The organism is Stenotrophomonas daejeonensis (genome assembly GCF_001431505.1).
Taxonomy (GTDB): domain Bacteria; phylum Pseudomonadota; class Gammaproteobacteria; order Xanthomonadales; family Xanthomonadaceae; genus Stenotrophomonas; species Stenotrophomonas daejeonensis.
Window position 1 is genome coordinate 13,479 of sequence record NZ_LDJP01000063.1, and the last position, 18,005, is coordinate 31,483.

General features: G+C 69.1%; 13 protein-coding genes. 4 read left to right on the top strand and 9 right to left on the bottom strand.

The features are described 5' to 3' along the window. Positions 1-29: 29 nt before the first annotated feature. The 4 genes from yajC to ABB34_RS10875 form a co-directional block, all read right to left on the bottom strand. Positions 30-359, bottom strand: a complete 330-nt coding sequence (gene yajC, locus ABB34_RS10860; RefSeq protein ID WP_057641355.1) for a preprotein translocase subunit YajC — start codon at positions 357-359, stop codon at positions 30-32. Positions 360-662: 303 nt separating this feature from the next. Beyond that, on the bottom strand, positions 663-1,790 hold the full coding sequence (gene tgt, locus ABB34_RS10865) for a tRNA guanosine(34) transglycosylase Tgt (protein WP_057641345.1): 1,128 nt from the start codon (positions 1,788-1,790) through the stop codon (positions 663-665). 53 nt (positions 1,791-1,843) lie between these two features. Further along, positions 1,844-2,938: a tRNA preQ1(34) S-adenosylmethionine ribosyltransferase-isomerase QueA gene (gene queA / locus ABB34_RS10870; protein WP_083490165.1), complete on the bottom strand. Its 1,095-nt coding sequence runs from the start codon at positions 2,936-2,938 to the stop codon at positions 1,844-1,846. 97 nt (positions 2,939-3,035) lie between these two features. Then, positions 3,036-3,467, bottom strand: a complete 432-nt coding sequence (locus ABB34_RS10875) for an Lrp/AsnC family transcriptional regulator (protein ID WP_057641346.1) — start codon at positions 3,465-3,467, stop codon at positions 3,036-3,038. A gap of 118 nt (positions 3,468-3,585) precedes the next feature. Here ABB34_RS10875 and ABB34_RS10880 point away from each other — a divergent pair, with 118 nt between their 5' ends. Then, complete coding sequence (locus tag ABB34_RS10880; RefSeq protein WP_057641357.1) at positions 3,586-5,082, top strand: aminotransferase class III-fold pyridoxal phosphate-dependent enzyme; 1,497 nt, start codon at positions 3,586-3,588, stop codon at positions 5,080-5,082. A 60-nt stretch (positions 5,083-5,142) separates the two neighbouring features. Here the strand turns inward: ABB34_RS10880 and ABB34_RS10885 are convergent, their stop codons facing one another. The 3 genes from ABB34_RS10885 to ABB34_RS10895 all read right to left on the bottom strand — a co-directional run bounded on the left by ABB34_RS10885 (position 5,143) and on the right by ABB34_RS10895 (position 11,106). After that, the gene (locus ABB34_RS10885) at positions 5,143-6,552 is read right to left on the bottom strand and encodes an efflux transporter outer membrane subunit (protein ID WP_152979589.1); all 1,410 of its coding nucleotides are present in this window, start codon (positions 6,550-6,552) and stop codon (positions 5,143-5,145) included. A gap of 64 nt (positions 6,553-6,616) precedes the next feature. Then, positions 6,617-9,787: an efflux RND transporter permease subunit gene (locus ABB34_RS10890; RefSeq protein WP_057641348.1), complete on the bottom strand. Its 3,171-nt coding sequence runs from the start codon at positions 9,785-9,787 to the stop codon at positions 6,617-6,619. A 110-nt stretch (positions 9,788-9,897) separates the two neighbouring features. Continuing rightward, positions 9,898-11,106: an efflux RND transporter periplasmic adaptor subunit gene (locus ABB34_RS10895; RefSeq protein WP_057641358.1), complete on the bottom strand. Its 1,209-nt coding sequence runs from the start codon at positions 11,104-11,106 to the stop codon at positions 9,898-9,900. 578 nt (positions 11,107-11,684) lie between these two features. Here ABB34_RS10895 and ABB34_RS10900 point away from each other — a divergent pair. Continuing rightward, complete coding sequence (locus tag ABB34_RS10900; protein ID WP_057641349.1) at positions 11,685-12,710, top strand: LysR family transcriptional regulator; 1,026 nt, start codon at positions 11,685-11,687, stop codon at positions 12,708-12,710. A gap of 63 nt (positions 12,711-12,773) precedes the next feature. Here the strand turns inward: ABB34_RS10900 and ABB34_RS10905 are convergent, their stop codons facing one another. Together ABB34_RS10905 and ABB34_RS10910 are read right to left on the bottom strand one after the other, a co-directional pair. Continuing rightward, positions 12,774-13,256, bottom strand: a complete 483-nt coding sequence (locus tag ABB34_RS10905) for a hypothetical protein (RefSeq protein ID WP_083490166.1) — start codon at positions 13,254-13,256, stop codon at positions 12,774-12,776. A 195-nt stretch (positions 13,257-13,451) separates the two neighbouring features. Further along, positions 13,452-14,588 carry an NHL repeat-containing protein gene (locus ABB34_RS10910; protein WP_057641351.1) on the bottom strand — a complete coding sequence of 379 codons (1,137 nt, stop codon included), beginning with the start codon at positions 14,586-14,588 and terminating at the stop codon, positions 13,452-13,454. A 165-nt stretch (positions 14,589-14,753) separates the two neighbouring features. Between ABB34_RS10910 and ABB34_RS10915 the strand changes: the two genes are divergently transcribed. Further along, the gene (locus tag ABB34_RS10915; protein WP_057641352.1) at positions 14,754-17,084 is read left to right on the top strand and encodes a TonB-dependent receptor plug domain-containing protein; all 2,331 of its coding nucleotides are present in this window, start codon (positions 14,754-14,756) and stop codon (positions 17,082-17,084) included. A gap of 127 nt (positions 17,085-17,211) precedes the next feature. Beyond that, the gene (gene upp / locus ABB34_RS10920) at positions 17,212-17,844 is read left to right on the top strand and encodes a uracil phosphoribosyltransferase (protein WP_057641353.1); all 633 of its coding nucleotides are present in this window, start codon (positions 17,212-17,214) and stop codon (positions 17,842-17,844) included. Positions 17,845-18,005: the final 161 nt, after the last annotated feature.

Sequence of the window (18,005 nt, forward strand, 5' to 3'; positions counted from 1 at the left end):
TCACGTGGTGGCGGACGGAAAAGGCGGGTTCAGGCGGCGGACTTCAGCGTGCCCTTGGGCAGCACGTTGCCGATGGCGCCCTTCTGCACGCGGATTTGCACGTTGTCGGCCACCTCGACGGTGATGAAGTTTTCGCCGATATGGGTGACCACGCCGGCGATGCCGCCGTTGGTTAGCACTTCATCGCCCTTGTTGATCTTCTCCAGCATCGCCTTGTGTTCCTTCTGGCGCTTCATCTGCGGGCGGATCATCACGAAATACATGACCGCGATCAGGACGATCGGCAGCAGGAAGGTACCCATGCCCGGGGCGGCCGGAGCGGCCTGGGCGACGGGAAGCAGGATTGCCATCGGGTTCATCATGTGTCCTTGGGAGTTGGGCGGCGCCTGCCATGGCCGGCGCCGCGAAACGGATTCAAGCGTGGAAGTATGCCATAGGGGCGGGAGGGGCCGATTGCAAGGCTTTGCCGCCAACGGCCTGAGGTCGGGGCCCTCTCCCCCGGGAGAGGATTTGGATGAGGATACGGGCGAACCCTCGCCGGCCGAACGCACGGGGCATTGCCCGCTCCCTACGCCGGCAAACACATGCCCTACGTAGGTCGGGGCTACCGCCCCGGCGCTCCCGGCGAATCCGACATGGCGCGTCGGGGGCGTAGCCCCGACCTACGCCGGGGCGGTCGCGCCGCGCGCCGCATAGAAGGACTCGCGGAAGGCCCCGAAGGTTCCCGCCTCGATGGCCGCGCGCATGTCGGCCATCAGCTTCTCGTAGTAATACAGGTTGTGCAGGGTGCCGAGCATCGGCGCCAGCATCTCGTTGCAGCGGTCCAGGTGGCGCAGGTAGGAGCGGGTGTAGCCGCTGCTGCAGGCGTGACAGCCGCAGCCCGGTTCGATCGGGTCCATGTCGCGCTCGTAGCGGGCATTGCGGATGCGCACGGTGCCGAAGGAGGTGAAGTAATGGCCGTTGCGGGCGTTGCGGGTGGGCATCACGCAGTCGAACATGTCCACGCCGCGGGCCACGCCTTCGACCAGGTCCTCGGGGCGGCCCACGCCCATCAGGTAGCGCGGGCGGTCGGCCGGCAGGATCGGGTGCATGTGCTCGAGCATGGCGTTGCGCTCGTGCTCCGGCTCGCCCACCGCCAGCCCGCCGATGGCGTAGCCGTCGAAACCGATCTGCTGCAAGCCTTCCGCCGAGCGGCTGCGCAAGTCGGTGTGCACCCCGCCCTGGACGATGCCGAACAGCGCCGCGTCGTTGCCCAGCGCGTCGTGCGCATCGCGCGAGCGCTGCGCCCAGCGCAGGCTCAGTTCCATCGACCTGCGCGCCACGTCCTCGGTGGCCGGGTACGGCGTGCATTCGTCGAAGATCATCACGACGTCCGAATCGAGCACCTTCTGGATCTTCATGCTCTCCTCCGGACCGAGGAACACCCGCGCGCCGTCGGTCGGCGAGGCGAAGGTGACGCCCTGCTCGGTGATCTTGCGGCGGTGCGCCAGCGAGAACACCTGGAAGCCGCCGGAGTCGGTCAGGATCGGCCCATTCCAGCGGCAGAAGCCGTGCAGGCCGCCGTGGTCGGCGATCACGTCCAGCCCCGGCCGCAGGTACAGGTGGAAGGTGTTGCCGAGGATGATCTCGGCGCCGAGCGCGCGGACCTGCTCGGGCAGCACGCCCTTGACCGAACCGTAGGTGCCCACCGGCATGAACGCCGGGGTCTGCACGGTGCCGCGCGGGAAGGACAGCTGGCCGCGGCGGGCGTTGCCGTCGGTGGTCTGGAGGGTGAACTGCAATCGGGACATGGGGAAAGCCGGGAACCGGGAACGGAGGGAAAGGAATGGGAGCGGAAGGCAGCTCAGGAATGGATTGGAGCGTCCGTCGGCGCGCCGGTCCCTTCCCTGCTCCACAGCAGCATCGCGTCACCGTAGCTGAAGAAGCGGTAACGCTCGGCGATGGCGTGGGCATAGGCCTCGAACACCCGCTCCCTGCCGGCGAAGGCGGAGATCATCATCAACAGGGTGCTTTCCGGCAGGTGGAAGTTGGTGACCATCGCATCGACGCTGCGGATGCGGTAGCCGGGGGTGATGAAGATCTGGGTTTCGCCGGCATACGGGTGCAGTTCGCCGTCGCGCATTGCACTCTCCAGCGCCCGTACCACGGTGGTGCCGACGCCGATCACGCGGCCGCCGGCGGCGCGGGTGCGGCGCACCTGCTGCACCAGCTCGGCACCGACGTTGAGCCATTCGCGGTGCATCACGTGCTGCGAGAGGTCGTCCACCCGCACCGGCTGGAAGGTGCCGGCGCCCACGTGCAGGGTGATGTGGCCGAACTGCACGCCGCGCCCGCGCAGCCGTTCCAGCAGCGGCTCGTCGAAGTGCAGCCCCGCGGTGGGCGCGGCCACGGCGCCCACCTGCCGCGCGAACACGGTCTGGTAGCGCTCGCGGTCGTCGGCGCCGGGCTCGCGCTGGATGTACGGCGGCAGCGGCAGCCGACCGGCATGCACCAGCCACGACTCCAGCGGTTCGGGGATGTCGAAGCGCAGCAGGTAGAACTCGCCGTCGCGCCCCAACACCTCCACCTCGCCGCCGGCATCCAGGGCGATGCGGCTGCCCGGTTTGGGCGACTTGCTGGCCCCGACCTGCGCGCGCGCCTGCTGGCCGCCGAGCAGGCGCTCGATCAGGATCTCGACCCGGCCGCCGCTGGCCTTCTGCCCGAACAGCCGCGCCGGAATCACCCGGGTGTCGTTGAACACCAGCAGGTCGCCGGGTTGCAGCAGGTCCGGCAGGTCGCGCACGTGGCGGTCGGCGAACGCGGCAGGCGCCGGCGGCACCAGCAGCAGGCGGCTGGCCGAACGCTCGGGCAGCGGCGCCTGCGCGATCAGTTCGGCGGGCAGGTCGTAGTTGAAATCGGACTTCTTCAAGGCCGGGGCATCGGGCGGGGAGCCGGACATTGTACCGGCAGCCCACCGGATGCCCGTAGATGCGGGGCTTGCCCCGCATGAAGCTTCACCGGCGGAGTCCCATGCGGGGCAAGCCCCGCATCTACGGTCAACGCTCGAACTTGGTCGAAAGGATGATCGCGCTGGTGGTGCGCTCGACCCCGTCGATGGCGCCGATGGCATCGGTGGCCACGTCCATCTCCCCCACCCCGCCGACCACCACCATCGCGATCAGGTCGTGGTTGCCGCTGACCGAGTGCAGCGAGCGCACCTCCGGGATCTCGCGCAGCGCCTTGACCACCGCCGGCATCTTCTTCGGCAGCACGGTGACCAGCACGTGCGCGCGCACCTGCCCCTGCTCGTAGTCGGCGTGGGTACGCACGGTGTAGCCGGCGATCACGCCCTGCTGCTCCAGCCGGTCGATGCGGCTCTGCACCGTGGTGCGCGACAGTCCCAGCCGCCGCGCGATCTGCGCGGTGGAGGCGCGGGCGTCCTCGCGCAGTACGGAAAGCAGGCGTTCATCGGCGGGGGAAATCTTCATATCGCGAGGCAAATTCGTCGTTTCGACGAAATTACCCGAATTTTCGACCAAATGACAGCTGCCATGTGACCAGAATCTCCAGATAATGCCTATACGAAAACATTCTGGAGAGATGAGCATGACCGTACTCGGCCCCCTCGCCCCGCTTCGCGCGCATGCCGGCACCCGCCTGACCCAAGGCCTGGACGATGCCGCCATCGAGCGCCTGGCCGCTGCCCATCCCGACCTGCCGCGCGCCATCGAGGCCGCCGCCGCCGAATACGCCCGCATCAGGGACGAGGCCGCCGACCTGCTGGACCTGGACGAGAAGGACCAAATCACGGCGATGCAGTCCGGCTTCGTCAACTTCTATGCCGACGACGCGGTGGTGCCCTACGTCGCCCTGGCCGCCCGCGGCCCGTGGGTGGTTTCGCTCAAGGGCGCGGTGCTGTACGACGCCGGCGGCTACGGCATGCTCGGCTTCGGCCATACCCCGGCCGAGGTGCTGGACGCGGCCGGCAAGCCACAGGTGATGGCCAACATCATGACCCCGAGCCTGTCGCAGCGCCGCTTCGTGCAGGCGCTGCGCAAGGAGATCGGCCACAGCCGCGGCGGCTGCCCGTTCTCGCACTTCATGTGCCTGAACTCCGGTTCCGAGGCCGTGGGCCTGGCCGCGCGCATCGCCGACATCAACGCCAAGTCCCAGACCGAACCGGGCGCGGCGCATGCCGGCGCCGCGATCAAGCGCGTGGTCATCAAGGGCAGCTTCCACGGCCGCACCGACCGCCCGGCGCTGTATTCGGACTCGACCCGCAAGACCTACGACCGCTACCTGGCCAGCTACCGCGGCGAGGACAGCGTCATCGCCATCCCGCCGTACGACGAGGCGGCGCTGCGCAAGGTGTTCGACGACGCCCGCGCCAACAACTGGTTCATCGAGGCGGTGTTCCTGGAGCCAGTGATGGGCGAAGGCGACCCCGGCCGCGCGGTGCCGGCCGGCTTCTACAGGCTGGCGCGCGAACTCACCCGCGCCCACGGCAGCCTGCTGCTGATCGATTCGATCCAGGCCGCGCTGCGCGCCCACGGCACGCTGTCGTTCGTCGATTACACCGGCTACGAAACGCTGGACCCGCCGGACATGGAGACCTACTCCAAGGCGCTGAACGGCGCGCAGTTCCCGTTGTCGGTGCTGGCCGTCACCGAACACGCCGCCAACCTGTACCGCAAGGGCGTGTACGGCAACACCATGACCAGCAACCCGCGCGCATTGGACGTGGCCTGCGCCACCCTGGCCCAGCTGACGCCGCAGGTGCGCGCCAACATCCGCCTGCGCGGCGAACAGGCGGTGCGGAAGCTGGAAGCGCTGAAGGCGAAACTCGGCGGCCTGATCACCAAGGTGCAGGGCACCGGCCTGCTGTTCTCCTGCGAGCTGGCCCCGCAGTTCAAGTGCTACGGCGCCGGTTCCACCGAGGAATGGCTGCGCATGCACGGCGTCAACGTGATCCACGGCGGCGAGAACTCGCTGCGCTTCACCCCGCACTTCGGCATGGACGAGGAAGAGCTGGACCTGCTGGTGGAGATGGTCGGCCGGGCGCTGGTCGAAGGCCCGCGCCGCGAGCAGGCCGACGCGGCCTGACCGCAGTCGGCAACGATGAAACGAAGAGGCGGCCATCGGCCGCCTCTTTCGTCGGGGCGATCAACGCACGCTGGCGACGGTTTCTTCCGGGCCGCGCTGGCCCCAGCCGCCAAGCGCCTTGTAGACCGCGACCACGCTGACGTTCACCGACGCCTCGGCCGCCGCCAGCGCATCGTCGGCGGCCAGCTGGCTGCGTTGCGCGTCCAGCAGCGCCAGGAAATCCTCCGATCCCTCGCGGTAGCGCACCTGCGCCAGCGATTCGGCGCGGCGCGCGGCCTGCGCCTGCTCGGCGACGATGGCCAGCCGCGACTGCTCCCTGGCGCAGCGCGCCAGCGCGTTCTCGGTGTCCTCCAGCGCCAGCAGCACCGCCTTCTCGTACTCGGCGGCCGCGCCATCGGCCTGCGCCTTGCTTGCGCGCAGCCGCGCACGCACGCTGCCGAAGTCGAACGCGGCCCAGCTGATCGACGGCGTCAACGACCACGCCTTGTTGCCGCCGTTGACCAGCCCGTCGGCATCGCCGCCGAGGAAGCCGAGGAAACCGTCGAGGCGGATGCGCGGGAACAGGTCGGCGGTGGCGACGCCGACCCGCGCGGTGGCCGCGGCCAGCCGGCGCTCGGCGACGCGCACGTCGGCGCGCTGGCGCAGCAGGCCGGTGGTGTCGCCCAACGGCAGTGCCCTGGCGAAGGCCGGCACCTGCCGTGGTTGCAGCAGTTCGTCCAGCGCGCCCGGGCGCTGGCCCAGCAGCACCGCCAGCCGGTGCCGCGCCTGTACCTCGGCCACTTCCAGCAACGGGATGCCGGCCTCGATCGCCTTCAGCTGCGCGCGGCTGCTCTGCACGTCCAGCTCGCTGCCGGCGCCCAGTTCGCGGCGCGTCTCGGTGAGCCGCTGGGTGTCGTGCAGGTTGGCCAGCGTCTGCCGCGCCACCGCGATGCGCTTCTGGGTGCCGCGCAGTTCGAAGTAGTTGCGCGCGACCTCGGCGGCGATGGTGACCTGCACGTCGGCGAGGTTGTCGCGCTCGGCACCCAGCTCGGCGCGCGCGGCCTCGGCGGCGCGGCGTTGGCGGCCGAACAGGTCCAGCTCCCAGCCGGCGTCGAAGCCGAGCTGGTAGCTCTCGCTGAAGCTGCGTTCGCCACCGCGCGCGGGGTCCGGCTGCTTGCGGCGGTCCTGGCTGCCAATGGCGGTCACGTGCGGCGCCTGCTCCAGCCGCTGTTCGCTGAAGACCGCACGTGCCATGCGCACCCGCGCCAGCGCGATGCGCAGGTCCAGGTTGTCGGCCAGCGCACCATGCACCAGTTGCGCCAGCACCGGGTCGTCGAACTGCGACCACCAGCTGACCAGCGAGGTGGCGGTGCTGAAGGCCGGATCGGCGAGGCCCTGCAACTGCACCGGCGGCTGCAGCGGCGCATGGTAGTCGGGGCCGACGCTGGCGCAACCGGCCAACAGCACGCCGGCCATGGCCGCCGCCAGCATCCGCGGCACCCGGCGACGGGGCGCGCTCTTTTCGTGGAGGTTCATCCGTATTGCCTCGCGGGAATCAGTGGTGGAGGGTCGGTTCGCCGTGGCGCACCAGCTGGCCGCCGCCATTGCGGGTGACCAGCTTGCGCAGCGCGACGTAGAACACCGGGGTCAGGAACAGGCCGAACAGGGTGACGCCGAGCATGCCGGCGAACACGGTGATGCCGGTGACGCTGCGCACCTCGGCGCCGGCGCCGTGCGAGAGCACCAGTGGCACGGTGCCGGCGATGAAGGCGATGGAGGTCATCACGATCGGCCGCAGGCGCAGGCGGCAGGCTTCCAGCGCGGACTCGACGATGCCCTTGCCGCCCATCTCCAGCTCGCGGGCGAACTCGACGATCAGGATCGCGTTCTTGCACGCCAGCCCCATCAACACCACCAGTCCGACCTGCACGAACACGTTGTTGTCGCCGCCGGTCAGCCACACGCCGAACAGGGCGGACAGCAGCGTCATCGGCACGATCAGGATCACCGCCAGCGGCAGCGACCAGCTTTCGTACAGCGCGGCCAGCACCAGGAACGCCAGCAGGATCGCCACCGGGAACACGATGAAGGCGGCCCTGCCCTGGGTGGCCTGCTGGTAGCTCAGGTCGGTCCACTCGGTGGCCATGCCCACCGGCAGTACCTGCCCGGCGATCTCGGTCAGCTTGTTCATCGCCTCGGCCGAGGACAGCAGGCGCGGGTCGGCCTCGCCGGCCAGGTCGGCGGCCGGGTAGCCGTTGAAGCGCAGCACCGGGTCCGGGCCGTAGGTTTCGCGGATGCTCACCATCGAGCCGATCGGCACCATCTCGCCGCGGTCGTTGCGGGTGCGCAACCGGCCGATGTCCTCGATGCTGTCGCGGAACTGGCCGTCGGCCTGGGCGATCACCTGCCAGGTGCGGCCGAACTGGTTGAAGTCGTTGACGTAGGCCGAGCCGAGGTAGGTCTGCAGGGTGTCGAACAGCTCGGTCAGCTGCACGCCCTGCGCCTTGGCCTTCACGCGATCCACTTCCGCGTCCAGCTGCGGCACGTTGGCCTGGTAGCTGGTGATCGGGAACGCCATGCCCGGGGTCTGCGCCACCGCGCCCTGCATCGCCTGCACCGCGTTCTGCAACGCGCCGTAGCCGAGGTTGCCGCGATCCTCGACGAACATCTGGTAGCCGTTGCCGTTGCCCAGGCCGAGGATCGGCGGCGGCATCATCGCGAAGGCGAAGCCCTCCTGCAGCCCGGCGATCTTCTGGTTGATCTCGGCGTTGATCTGCGCGGCGCTGCGGCCGTGGCGCTCGGCGAACGGCTTGAGCGGGATGAAGGCCACGCCGGTGTTGGGCGTGTTGGTGAACTGCAGCGCGTTCAGGCCGGGGAACGAGATGGTGTGGGCGACGCCATCGGTTTCCTGCGCGATCTGCGCCACCTTGCGCAGCATGGCGTCGGTCCGCGCGATGGAGGAACCCTCCGGCAGCTTCACCCCGGCGATCAGGTACAGCTTGTCCTGGGTGGGGATGAAGCCCGGCGGCACCAGCTTGAACACCACGCCGGTACCGAGCAGCAGCAGCGCATACACCGCGAACACCGCGCCGCGGCGGCCGAGGATGCGCGCCACGCCGCGCTCGTATTTCTCCGAGCTGGACTTGAAAAAGCGGTTGAACGGGCGGAACACCCAGCCGAACAGGCGCTCGATCAGGCGGCTGGGGCCATCCTTCGGCGCGCCGTGCGGCTTGAGCAGGCGCGCGGCCAGCGCCGGCGACAGGGTCAACGAGTTGATCGCCGAGATCACCGTGGAAATGGCGATGGTCACCGCGAACTGCTTGTAGAACTGGCCGGTGACGCCGGACAGGAACGCCATCGGCACGAACACCGCGCACAGCACCAGGGCGATGGCGATGATCGGTCCGGACACCTCGCGCATGGCCTGGTGCGCCGCGGCGGTCGGCGACAGCCCTTCCTCGATGTTGCGCTCGACGTTCTCCACCACCACGATCGCGTCATCGACCACGATGCCGATCGCCAGCACCAGCCCGAACAGGCTCAGCGTGTTGATCGAGAAGCCCAGCAGGTACAGCGCGGCGAAGGTGCCCACGATCGACACCGGCACCGCGATCAGCGGGATGATCGAGGCACGCCAGGTCTGCAGGAACAGGATCACCACCAGCACCACCAGCGCGATGGCTTCCAGCAGGGTGGACACCACCGCCTTGATCGAGTCGCGCACGAAGATGGTGGTGTCGTACACCGCCTCGTACTTCACGTCGGCCGGGAAAGTCTTCTGCATTTCCTCCATCGCGCCGATCACCGCGTCGCGGATCTCCAGCGCGTTGGCGCCCGGCGCCTGGAAGATGCCGATGCCCACCGCGTTCTTGCCGTCCAGCTGCGAGCGCAGGGTGTAGTCGCCGGCGCCCAGTTCCAGCCGGGCGACGTCGGCCAGCCGCACCACCTCGCCGTCGGCGCCGCTCTTGAGCACGATGTCGCCGAACTCCTGCTCGCTGCGCAGGCGGCCCTGGGCGTTGATCAGGGTCAGGAAGCGGCTGTCCGGCATCGGCTCGGCGCCGAGCTGGCCGGCCGAGACCTGCACGTTCTGCTCGCGCATGGCGCGCACCACGTCGCCGGCGGTCAGCCCGCGCGAGGCGATGCGGTCCGGGTCCAGCCAGGCGCGCATGGCGTAGTCGCCGCCGCCGAAGATCTGCGCGTCGCCCACGCCGGGGATGCGGGTCAGCGCGTCCTTGACGTGCAGGCGCGCGTAGTTGCGCAGGTACAGCGTGTCGTACTTGCCGCCGGGCGAGGTCAGGTGCACCACCATCAGGAAGGTGGGCGACTGCTTCTGCGTGGTCACGCCCTGCCGGCGCACGTCCTCGGGCAGGCGCGCCTGCGCCTGCGCCACGCGGTTCTGCACCTTCACCGCGGCGTCGTCCGGGTCGGTGCCGGGGCGGAAGGTCACGGTCATCTGCAGCACGCCGTCCGAGCCGGCCACCGACTTGAGGTACATCATGTTCTCGACGCCGTTGATCGCCTCCTCCAGCGGGGTGGCGACGGTCTCGGCGATCACCTTGGGGTTGGCGCCCGGGTACACCGTGCGCACCACCACCGACGGCGGCACCACCTCCGGGTACTCGCCGACCGGCAGGATCGGGATGCTGATCAGGCCGGCGGCGAAGATCACGATCGACAGCACCGCCGCGAAGATCGGCCGGTCGATGAAGAAACGGGAAAAATCCATCTGCGGAATCCTTGGAAAGGCCGGAGCCGGGGTGCCGCCGCCTTGCCCTCGCCCGGTCGGGCGAAGGCGGCGCGACCGGCACGGGCGCCGGCGTCAGGCGGGGATGCGGGTCAGTTCAGCGCGGCGGTGCGCGGGCCGGTTGGCGGTTCGGGCTGCATCGCCACTGGCCTGGCCTGCACCGGCATGCCGGGCATGAACACCTTCTGCACGCCATCGACGATCACCCTGTCGCCGGCGGCCAGGCCCTGCTCGACGATGCGCAGGCCCTCGGCGCTGCGGCCGAGGCGGACGTCGCGGCGCTGCGCCTTGCCGTCCTTGTCCACCACGTAGACGTACTTGCGGTCCTGGTCGGTAAGCACCGCCCTGTCGTCGATCAGCAGCGCCTGGAACTCGCCGCTGCCGAGCAGCCGCACGCGCGCGAACAGGCCCGGGGTGAACTGGCGGTCGCGGTTGTCCAGCAGCGCGCGCACGCCGATGGTGCCGGTGCTGCGGGTGACCTGGTTGTCGAGGAAATCGACCTTGCCCTCGTGCGGGAAGCCTTCCTCGCCGCTCAGCGCCACCTTCACCGGCAGCGCCTGCTCGCGCGCGCTCGGGCGCTCGCCTTCGCGGGCCATCTGCATGTAGCGCAGGAAGGTGGATTCGTCGGCATCGAAATGGACGTGCACGGTGTCCAGCGACACCAGCGTGGTCAGCACGCTGGCCGCGTCGCCGGCGGTGACCAGGTTGCCGGCGGTGACCAGTGCGCGCCCGGCGCGGCCGTCGATCGGCGCGCGCACCCGGGTGAACTCCAGGTTCAGGCGGGCCGCGTCCAGCGCCGCCTGCGCCGCCTGCACCTGCGCGGCAGCCTGCTCGGCGCTGGCGCGGCGCTGCTCGGCGGTTTCCGCGGCGATGGCCTGCTGCTCGGCCAGGCGGCGGGCGCGCTCGGATTCGCTGTGCGCCAATGCGGCCTGGGTGCGGGCGCGGGCCAGTTCGGCGCGGGCGCGGTCGAACTCGGCCTGGTAGCTGCGCGCGTCGATGGTGAACAGCACGTCGCCCTTCTTCACTTCCTGGCCTTCGACGTAGTTGACCTTGTCGATGTAGCCGGACACGCGCGGACGCAGCTCGACGCTCTGCACCGCCTCGATGCGGCCGCTGAACTCGTCCCACTGGCTGACCTGCTTGACCAGCACCGGTGCGGCGCTGACTTCCGGTGCGGGCGGTGCCGCGGCTTCCTGCGCATGGCCGCCGCTGCAGGCGGCGAGGATGGCGATGGCAAGCGCCGACACGCCGGCAAGGGCAACACGTCGGGCGATTCGGGGGGAACGGGAGATACCTTTCATGTCATGCATCCAATGGGGAGGGGGGAGAAGTTCGGAAGTGGCAGTCAAATGTGCGTGCGTACCGGGCGGGGCCCGCAGTGTGCGGTCGCGCCGCTGACAGCCACTGTCAGCAGCCGCTGGCAGCGGAAACCGAAGCACGAAGATCCGGGTCGGTGCACCCGCCCGCGCAAATGCCGGGGCCGCGCGCCCGCAGGCGCTCCGCGCGGCCATGTCCACTGTCCCGCTCACGGAAATTTTTCTCCCGCCAATGGGACAGTGCCGCTGCAAGGAATGCGACCAGCCGCCGGAGCGCGGGAGGCCGTGTTCCCGCACCCGCCGGTTCGCGCACCTCGCGCAACGCGGCGAAGTGCAGTGGATTCAAGCTGTTGTCCCGCCTCGGGCCATGATCGGCACTGGCAAACGCCGGCTGGCGGCGCGTCGGCAGGAAACCCGGAAGGTGGCGCAGGCGCATGGCTGCAACTCGGTCTTGAACGAGGGGCGCCAAGGTACGCCTCCAATCCATACTTGATTAGTACGAATTGAAGGGAATAATCGTCCCGCCGCCGGCACAATCCCGTCTCCGCACGAGCCCCTCCCCAATGGCCAACGATCTCAACGACACCCTGATCTTCGTCAAGGTGGTCGAACAGGGCAGCTTCACCGCTGCCGCCCGCCTGCTCGGGCAGCCCAAGACCACCGTCAGCCGCAAGGTGCAGGAACTGGAGGCGCGGCTGGGCGCGCGCCTGCTGCACCGGACCACGCGCCGCCTCGGCCTGACCGAGGCCGGCAGCGTCTACTACGACCACTGCCAGCGCATCGCCCGCGAACTGGAACAGGCCGAAAGCGCGGTGAGCCAGCTGCAGTCCGGCCCGCGCGGCTGGCTGCGCTTCACCGTGCCCTACTCGGTGGGCATCACCTGGATCGCGCCGCTGCTGGGCCAGTTCCAGGCCCAGTACCCGGAAATCCACCTGGACATGCACCTGGGCAACGAGGTGCTGGACCTGATCGCCGGCGAGGCCGACCTGGCGCTGCGCATCGGCCCCCTGCCCGACTCCAACCTGGTCGCGCGCAAGCTCGGCAGCCTGCGCACGCAGGTGTTCGCCAGCCCCGCCTACATCCACCGGCACGGCGAACCGCACCATCCCGACGAGCTGCAGCACCACCGCACGCTGGCCGTGCGCAAGCACCACCAGGGCCAGAACAACCGCTTCGCCTGGACGCTGGCCGAGGACGGCGGCGAGATGCGCGAGTTCCCGGTCAACCCGCTGGTGGTCGCCAGCGACATCTCGGCGCTGAACTCGATGCTGGTGGCCGGCGACGGGCTGATGCTCAGCAGCGACGTGATGGCCAAGCCCTTCATCGAATCGGGCATGCTGCGCCGCGTGCTGGCCGGCTGGACCGGGCCGGAATACGACTTCAACGCGGTGTTCGCCGGTGGCGGGCTGGTGTCGCCCAAGGTGCGCGCGTTCGTCGATTTCCTGGTCGAGAAACTCAACTTCGACGCCAACTACATGCTGCTGCAATGCCCCAACGGCAAGCGGCTGGCCGAACACGAACCACAGTATTGCCAACGCGGGCTGGAGCGGCCCGCCGAGCTGCGCGTGCTCGAGGCACTCAGCGCCTGAGTGGTTGCCGGCAACGAAAACGGCGGCCACCGGCCGCCGTTTTCCATCGCGCCCGCCACCGGCTCAGTAGCCGGTGACGCGGTAAGGCACCACCGGCACCAGTTGCACGCCCCGGCAACCGTCATAGCGGCTGCAGCTGCCGAAATAACCCGGCCCCCAGTAGCGCTGGCGCGCGTCGCGGTTGTACGGGCTGTTGTAGAAATCCGGCCGGTACAGGTGGCCGGCGCCGTGGTAGCGCATCGGCGTGGCGCCCAGGCTGCCACGGGAAGTCTGGGCCACGCTCGGCGCGCCGTCGTCGCCGACATAACCGAATTCGTTGTCGTAGCGGACCAGGCGGTAGTAGACGGTCTCCCCGTCCTGCTGGCGGGTGTGCAGGCGCTCCAGCCTGCCGCCGCCGGCATCGACGTAGGGTTGCCCGTCCTCGAACACCACCTCGCCCGGATGCACCGCCTCTTCCTCCAGTGGCGGCTGCGCCCCTGCGCTCCACGCCACCGTGGCCAGCAACAGCGCCAGCCCCGTTCCGATCCCAAGCCTGCCTGCACGCATGTCGTTCCTCCCTGCCTGCCGTCCCATACCGTACCGTCAATGCACGATGCGGGCGCCAGGATGCCGTCGTTGTCCTTCCTCGGCGCCCGTCCCGCGGCATGATGCCGCGGGCTGCACCGGTCCATGATCCGCCGTCCGGCGGTCACGGCGAGTATAGGTGCGCGCGGGCATCGACACCACGGACCGGCCCTGCCTTCAAGGTCGCGCGCATTGCGGCAGCTTCAGCGCCGCGGCGATGTCGCGCCAGTCGAAGGCGGCCACGCCCTGGTCCAGGTGCGAGGCGTAGAACACGCCCTGCGGGAAGCGCGCATCGCCGCGCGCATCCAGCCACACGCCATCGGTCAGGCCGGTGACCTTGCCGGCGAAGGAGCCGGCATGGGCCAGGCTGATGCGGTCGAACAGGTGGAACACGGTGCGGTCGGCGAACTGGTCGCTGGCCACCCACCAGCCGCCGCCATCGGCGCAGGCCATCAGCGCGATGCCCTCGGCCTGGGCCCTGTACTGGCCGGCGCCGACGTCGCGTCCGAGGTAGCGTCCCTGCAGGTCGTACTCGCGCAGGCGGGTGCCGGTGGATACGTCCTCCTCGGCCACCAGCAGGCGGCCGTGCGCCTCGTCGCCGAACAGCGATTCCGGTATGCGGATCGCGCCGGCCATGCTGGTGTCGCCGAAGCTGCCGGCATCGCGCGCCTGCCAGCCATCGCCACTTCGCGTCACCTCGTAGCGGCGGAAGCGGCGGTCCAATTGCGCCAGCGGCGGCACGACGTCGTCGCCGTCGGCATCCTCGCCGGCCATGTAGGCATCGCTGACCAGCACCTCGTAGCCCTCGCCCTTCGCCCGCACCCACAGGCCATAGGGCTGCCGCAGGGCGTCCTCGCCGAAGGCCAGCAGCGGCGTGAACTCCGGTAGCGCGAACATCTGCACGCGCTGGTTGTCGCGCTCGACCACGAACAGGTAGCGGTCGTCGATGGTCGCCACGCCATTGGGGCGCTGCAGCTGGCCCAACGCCTTGCCGGGGCCGCCCACCGTGCGCAGGCGCCGGCCGCTGTCGCCGTCGTAGACCACCAGCGCATCGCTGGCCTTGGCCGTGGCCACCAGCATGCGCTTGCCGTCCTGCAGCCAGCTGGCCGGCGAGTCGATGTTCTCTTCGGGGGTGGCTTCGGTCACGAAGGCTTCGCGCACCACCACGTGCGGCACGTCGTGGTCGCGCAGCAGCACGTCGTCGGCGTCGTACTGGTCCGGTTCGCGGTCGGCCACGGCGGGCATGGCCGAACAGGCCACGAGCGGCAACAACAACAGCGCCGGCAACAGGCGGAATGAACAACGCGGCGTCATGGGGTTCCTCGATGCACAGGGGGAGTCGGCCGCGCATCGTATGACCCGGATGTGACAATCCGGAGAACCGGCACGCCACCGCCACCACGCGTCGTTCCTGTCACATCACTGCCATTCCCCGCGGTGAAAGTTCCGTTCGTTTACAACCCACGGAACTTCCACCCGATGAAACGCAACACCTTGGCGCTGCGCCTGTCGCAAGCCCTCGCCTGCGCCGCCCTGCTTCCCGCCGGCGTCGCACTGGCGCAGGTTTCCACCCCGGATGGCGCGGCCGCGGCCAGCGGCGAGCCGAAGCAGCTGGACACCGTCGTGGTCCAGGGCGAGATCGCCTACCGCAACCGCAGCGCCGACATCGAGCCGGTGCTGTCCTACGACCTGGAGTACTTCCAGCGCTTCGAGCCGAACACCGTCGGCGACATGCTCAAGCGGGTGCCGGGCGTGACCTTCGTCGGCTCTGACATCATGGAGTTCGACGGCGCGATGATGCGCGGCATGGCCGCCGGCTACACCCAGGTGCTGATCAACGGCAAGAAGGTGCCCGGCGCGGGCGACGACCGTTCGTTCTGGGTGGACCGCATCCCCGCCGAGATGGTGGACCACATCGAGATCCTGCGCAGCGCCAGCGCCAACCGCAGCGGCGACGCGATGGCCGGCGCGATCAACATCGTCCTGCGCGATTCCTACCAGTTCGACGGAAGCTACCTGCGCGTGGGCGTCAACCGCTGGTTCGACGGCGAGGTCAACCCGACCTTCGGCGCGGTGAGCAGCGGCCGGGCACTCGGCGGCCGGCTGCTGGCCGGCATCAACGTGCAGGACCGCTACCGCGGCAAGATCAAGCGCTCGGACCGCTATACAGACCCGGGCAAACAGGAGCTGGTCAGCTGGGAGGACCAGGACGAGGTGAAGGACGGCCGCGACTATTCGGGCAACGTCTCCTATACCGCCGACATCGGCGAAAGCGGGCGGCTGGACATCGACGGCTTCTTCGTCAAGACCGACCGCGACGTCACCGAGGTGTCGCACGAGGTGGAATACGACGACGGCGACGTCATCGAATCCAACGTCCCCGGCCTGAACCCGATCAAGCAGAAGAACTGGGGCATCGGCGCCGGCTATCGCTTCGACATGGCCGGTGGCACCACGAAATTCGACCTGGACTTCGCCCGTTTCGAGGACGACAGCGCCGAAAGCGAGGAAAAGCACGAATACGTCAACGGCGAATGGGACGCCTCCGAGGCCGAAGCCGAAGCGGTGGACGCCCGCGACACCGAAACCGGCTTCAGGCTCGCGCACCTGCGCCCGCTCGGTGCCGCCGAACTGGAGTTCGGCATCGACTACCGCCGCAAGAAGCGCGACGTGTCCTACACCACCCGCGAATGGGAGGCCGAGAACGAAGGCGACCCGGTGGCCTACGAACTGGACGGCACCATCGGTTCACTGATCGAGGAAACCCGGCTCGACCCCTACCTGATGCTGTCCGGCCGCAGCGGTGCGCTGTCCTGGGAAACCGGCCTGCGCTACGAAACCACCCGCTCGGACGTGCGCTATCACGAGGACGGCGACGTCGAGGGCCAGGCCCGCCGCGACTACAACGAACTGCTGCCCTCGCTGCACCTGAAGTGGGACATAAGCGAACAGACCCGCGTCAACCTGTCGCTGGCCCGCACCCTCAAGCGACCCAATTTCAACGAACTGATCCCGGCAGTGCTGGACGGCGAATACGGCGACAACGACTACGTCGGCAACCCGCGCCTGCTGCCGGAAACCGCCAACGGCATCGACCTGGGCTTCGAACGCCGGCTCGGCAAGCACGGCGTGGTCGGCGTCAACCTGTTCTACCGCGACGTGAAGAACCTGATCGAACTGGTCAACACCGGCGAATGGAGCGAGGACGCATTGGACAGCTACGCCAAGGACCTGAAGAAATTCCTCGCCGCCAACCCCGGCGCCAGCGAGCAGGATTTCGCGTTCGATCCGGAAAGCTGGCTGTTCACCTCGGCCAACGTCGGCAACGGCACCGTGCGCGGCGTGGAGTTCGACCTGGCCACCCCGCTGACCGCGCTGGGCCTGCCCGACACCGGCGTGTTCCTCAACTACTCCTGGCTGGACAGCAAGGTCGCCGACTTCATGGGCGAGCGCCGCTTCAACGACCAGGCGCGCAGCGTCTACAACGTCGGCTTCATCCACGACATGCCGTCGCTGGCGGCCAGCTTCGGCGCCACCTACCGCAGGCAGGGCGACGCCTACAGCCGCATCCTGTCCGAGGAGGTCACGGTCAGGTACGGCGACGACCTGGAACTGTTCGTCGAGAAACGCTTCGGCAGGAACCTGTCCGTGCGCCTGAGCGCGGCCAACCTGCTGGACGCCTCCAAGGACGAGTTCTTCCACAAGTTCGACAACCTCGACGACCAGCTCGGCCGCAAATACGACGAATACGAGCTGGAAACAGAAGAAGCCGGCCCCAGCTACCAGTTGGTGATGCGCTGGGTGTTCTGAGCCGCGGCGGTGCATGCCGGGATGGGGAAACCGGCCGCGCGCCGGTTTCTTCTGTGTGGAAGCACGCTTTTGTGAAGACACGGGGTTCTGGTGCAGACTTCCCGCCATTCCATCGCCGCAGGCCGCCATGAAGATCGTCGAAGTCCGCCATCCCCTCGTCCGGCACAAGATCGGCCTGCTGCGGCAAGCCACGCTCAACACCAAGGATTTCCGCGAACTGGTCAACGAGCTGGGCAGCCTGCTGGCCTACGAGGCCACCGCCGATCTGGAAACAGAGGCGCACACCTTGCAGGGCTGGGCCGGGCCGGTCGCGGTGCAGCGCATCGCCGGCGCCAAGATCACGCTGGTGCCGATCCTGCGCGCCGGGCTGGGCATGCTGACCGGCGTGCTGGCGCTGATCCCCACCGCGCGCGTGAGCGTGGTTGGCCTGCAGCGCGACGAGGAAACCCTGCAGCCAGTGCCCTACTTCGAGCGCCTGACCGGCCGGCTGGAGGAACGCGACGCGCTGATCCTCGACCCGATGCTGGCCACCGGCGGCACCCTGATCGCCACCATCGACATGCTCAAGCGCGCCGGCGCGCGCCGCATCAAGGGCATCTTCCTGGTCGCCGCGCCGGAAGGACTGAAGGCGCTGGAAGCGGCGCACCCGGACGTGGAGGTCTATACCGCCGCCATCGACGAGCGGCTCAACGACAAGGGCTACATCCTGCCCGGCCTGGGCGATGCCGGTGACCGCATCTTCGGCACCCGCGTCGGTTGAGGCGCCGCAATGCCGGCGTAGCGACGCAGGGGCGACGCAAGTCGCGATGACGCTTTCCCGGTAAAGCCCGATCGCGACTTGCGTCGCCCCTGCACCAGGCGGATCACGCCATTCCGGGTACGTGCGCCCTCAGCTCCGGCAACTCGTGGGCGGTGCCGAAA

Excerpts from the sequence above, each read along its gene's own strand:
- ABB34_RS10875 (WP_057641346.1), bottom strand. The coding sequence starts at position 3,467 with ATGAAGATTTCCCCCGCCGATGAACGCCTGCTTTCCGTACTGCGCGAG.
- ABB34_RS10890 (WP_057641348.1), bottom strand. The coding sequence starts at position 9,787 with ATGGATTTTTCCCGTTTCTTCATCGACCGGCCGATCTTCGCGGCGGTG.
- yajC (WP_057641355.1), bottom strand. The coding sequence starts at position 359 with ATGAACCCGATGGCAATCCTGCTTCCCGTCGCCCAGGCCGCTCCGGCC.
- ABB34_RS10885 (WP_152979589.1), bottom strand. The coding sequence starts at position 6,552 with ATGCTGGCGGCGGCCATGGCCGGCGTGCTGTTGGCCGGTTGCGCCAGC.
- ABB34_RS10880 (WP_057641357.1), top strand. The coding sequence starts at position 3,586 with ATGACCGTACTCGGCCCCCTCGCCCCGCTTCGCGCGCATGCCGGCACC.
- ABB34_RS10900 (WP_057641349.1), top strand. The coding sequence starts at position 11,685 with ATGGCCAACGATCTCAACGACACCCTGATCTTCGTCAAGGTGGTCGAA.
- tgt (WP_057641345.1), bottom strand. The coding sequence starts at position 1,790 with ATGTCCCGATTGCAGTTCACCCTCCAGACCACCGACGGCAACGCCCGC.
- queA (WP_083490165.1), bottom strand. The coding sequence starts at position 2,938 with ATGTCCGGCTCCCCGCCCGATGCCCCGGCCTTGAAGAAGTCCGATTTC.
- ABB34_RS10895 (WP_057641358.1), bottom strand. The coding sequence starts at position 11,106 with ATGAAAGGTATCTCCCGTTCCCCCCGAATCGCCCGACGTGTTGCCCTT.
- ABB34_RS10910 (WP_057641351.1), bottom strand. The coding sequence starts at position 14,588 with ATGACGCCGCGTTGTTCATTCCGCCTGTTGCCGGCGCTGTTGTTGTTG.
- ABB34_RS10905 (WP_083490166.1), bottom strand. The coding sequence starts at position 13,256 with ATGCGTGCAGGCAGGCTTGGGATCGGAACGGGGCTGGCGCTGTTGCTG.
- ABB34_RS10915 (WP_057641352.1), top strand. The coding sequence starts at position 14,754 with ATGAAACGCAACACCTTGGCGCTGCGCCTGTCGCAAGCCCTCGCCTGC.
- upp (WP_057641353.1), top strand. The coding sequence starts at position 17,212 with ATGAAGATCGTCGAAGTCCGCCATCCCCTCGTCCGGCACAAGATCGGC.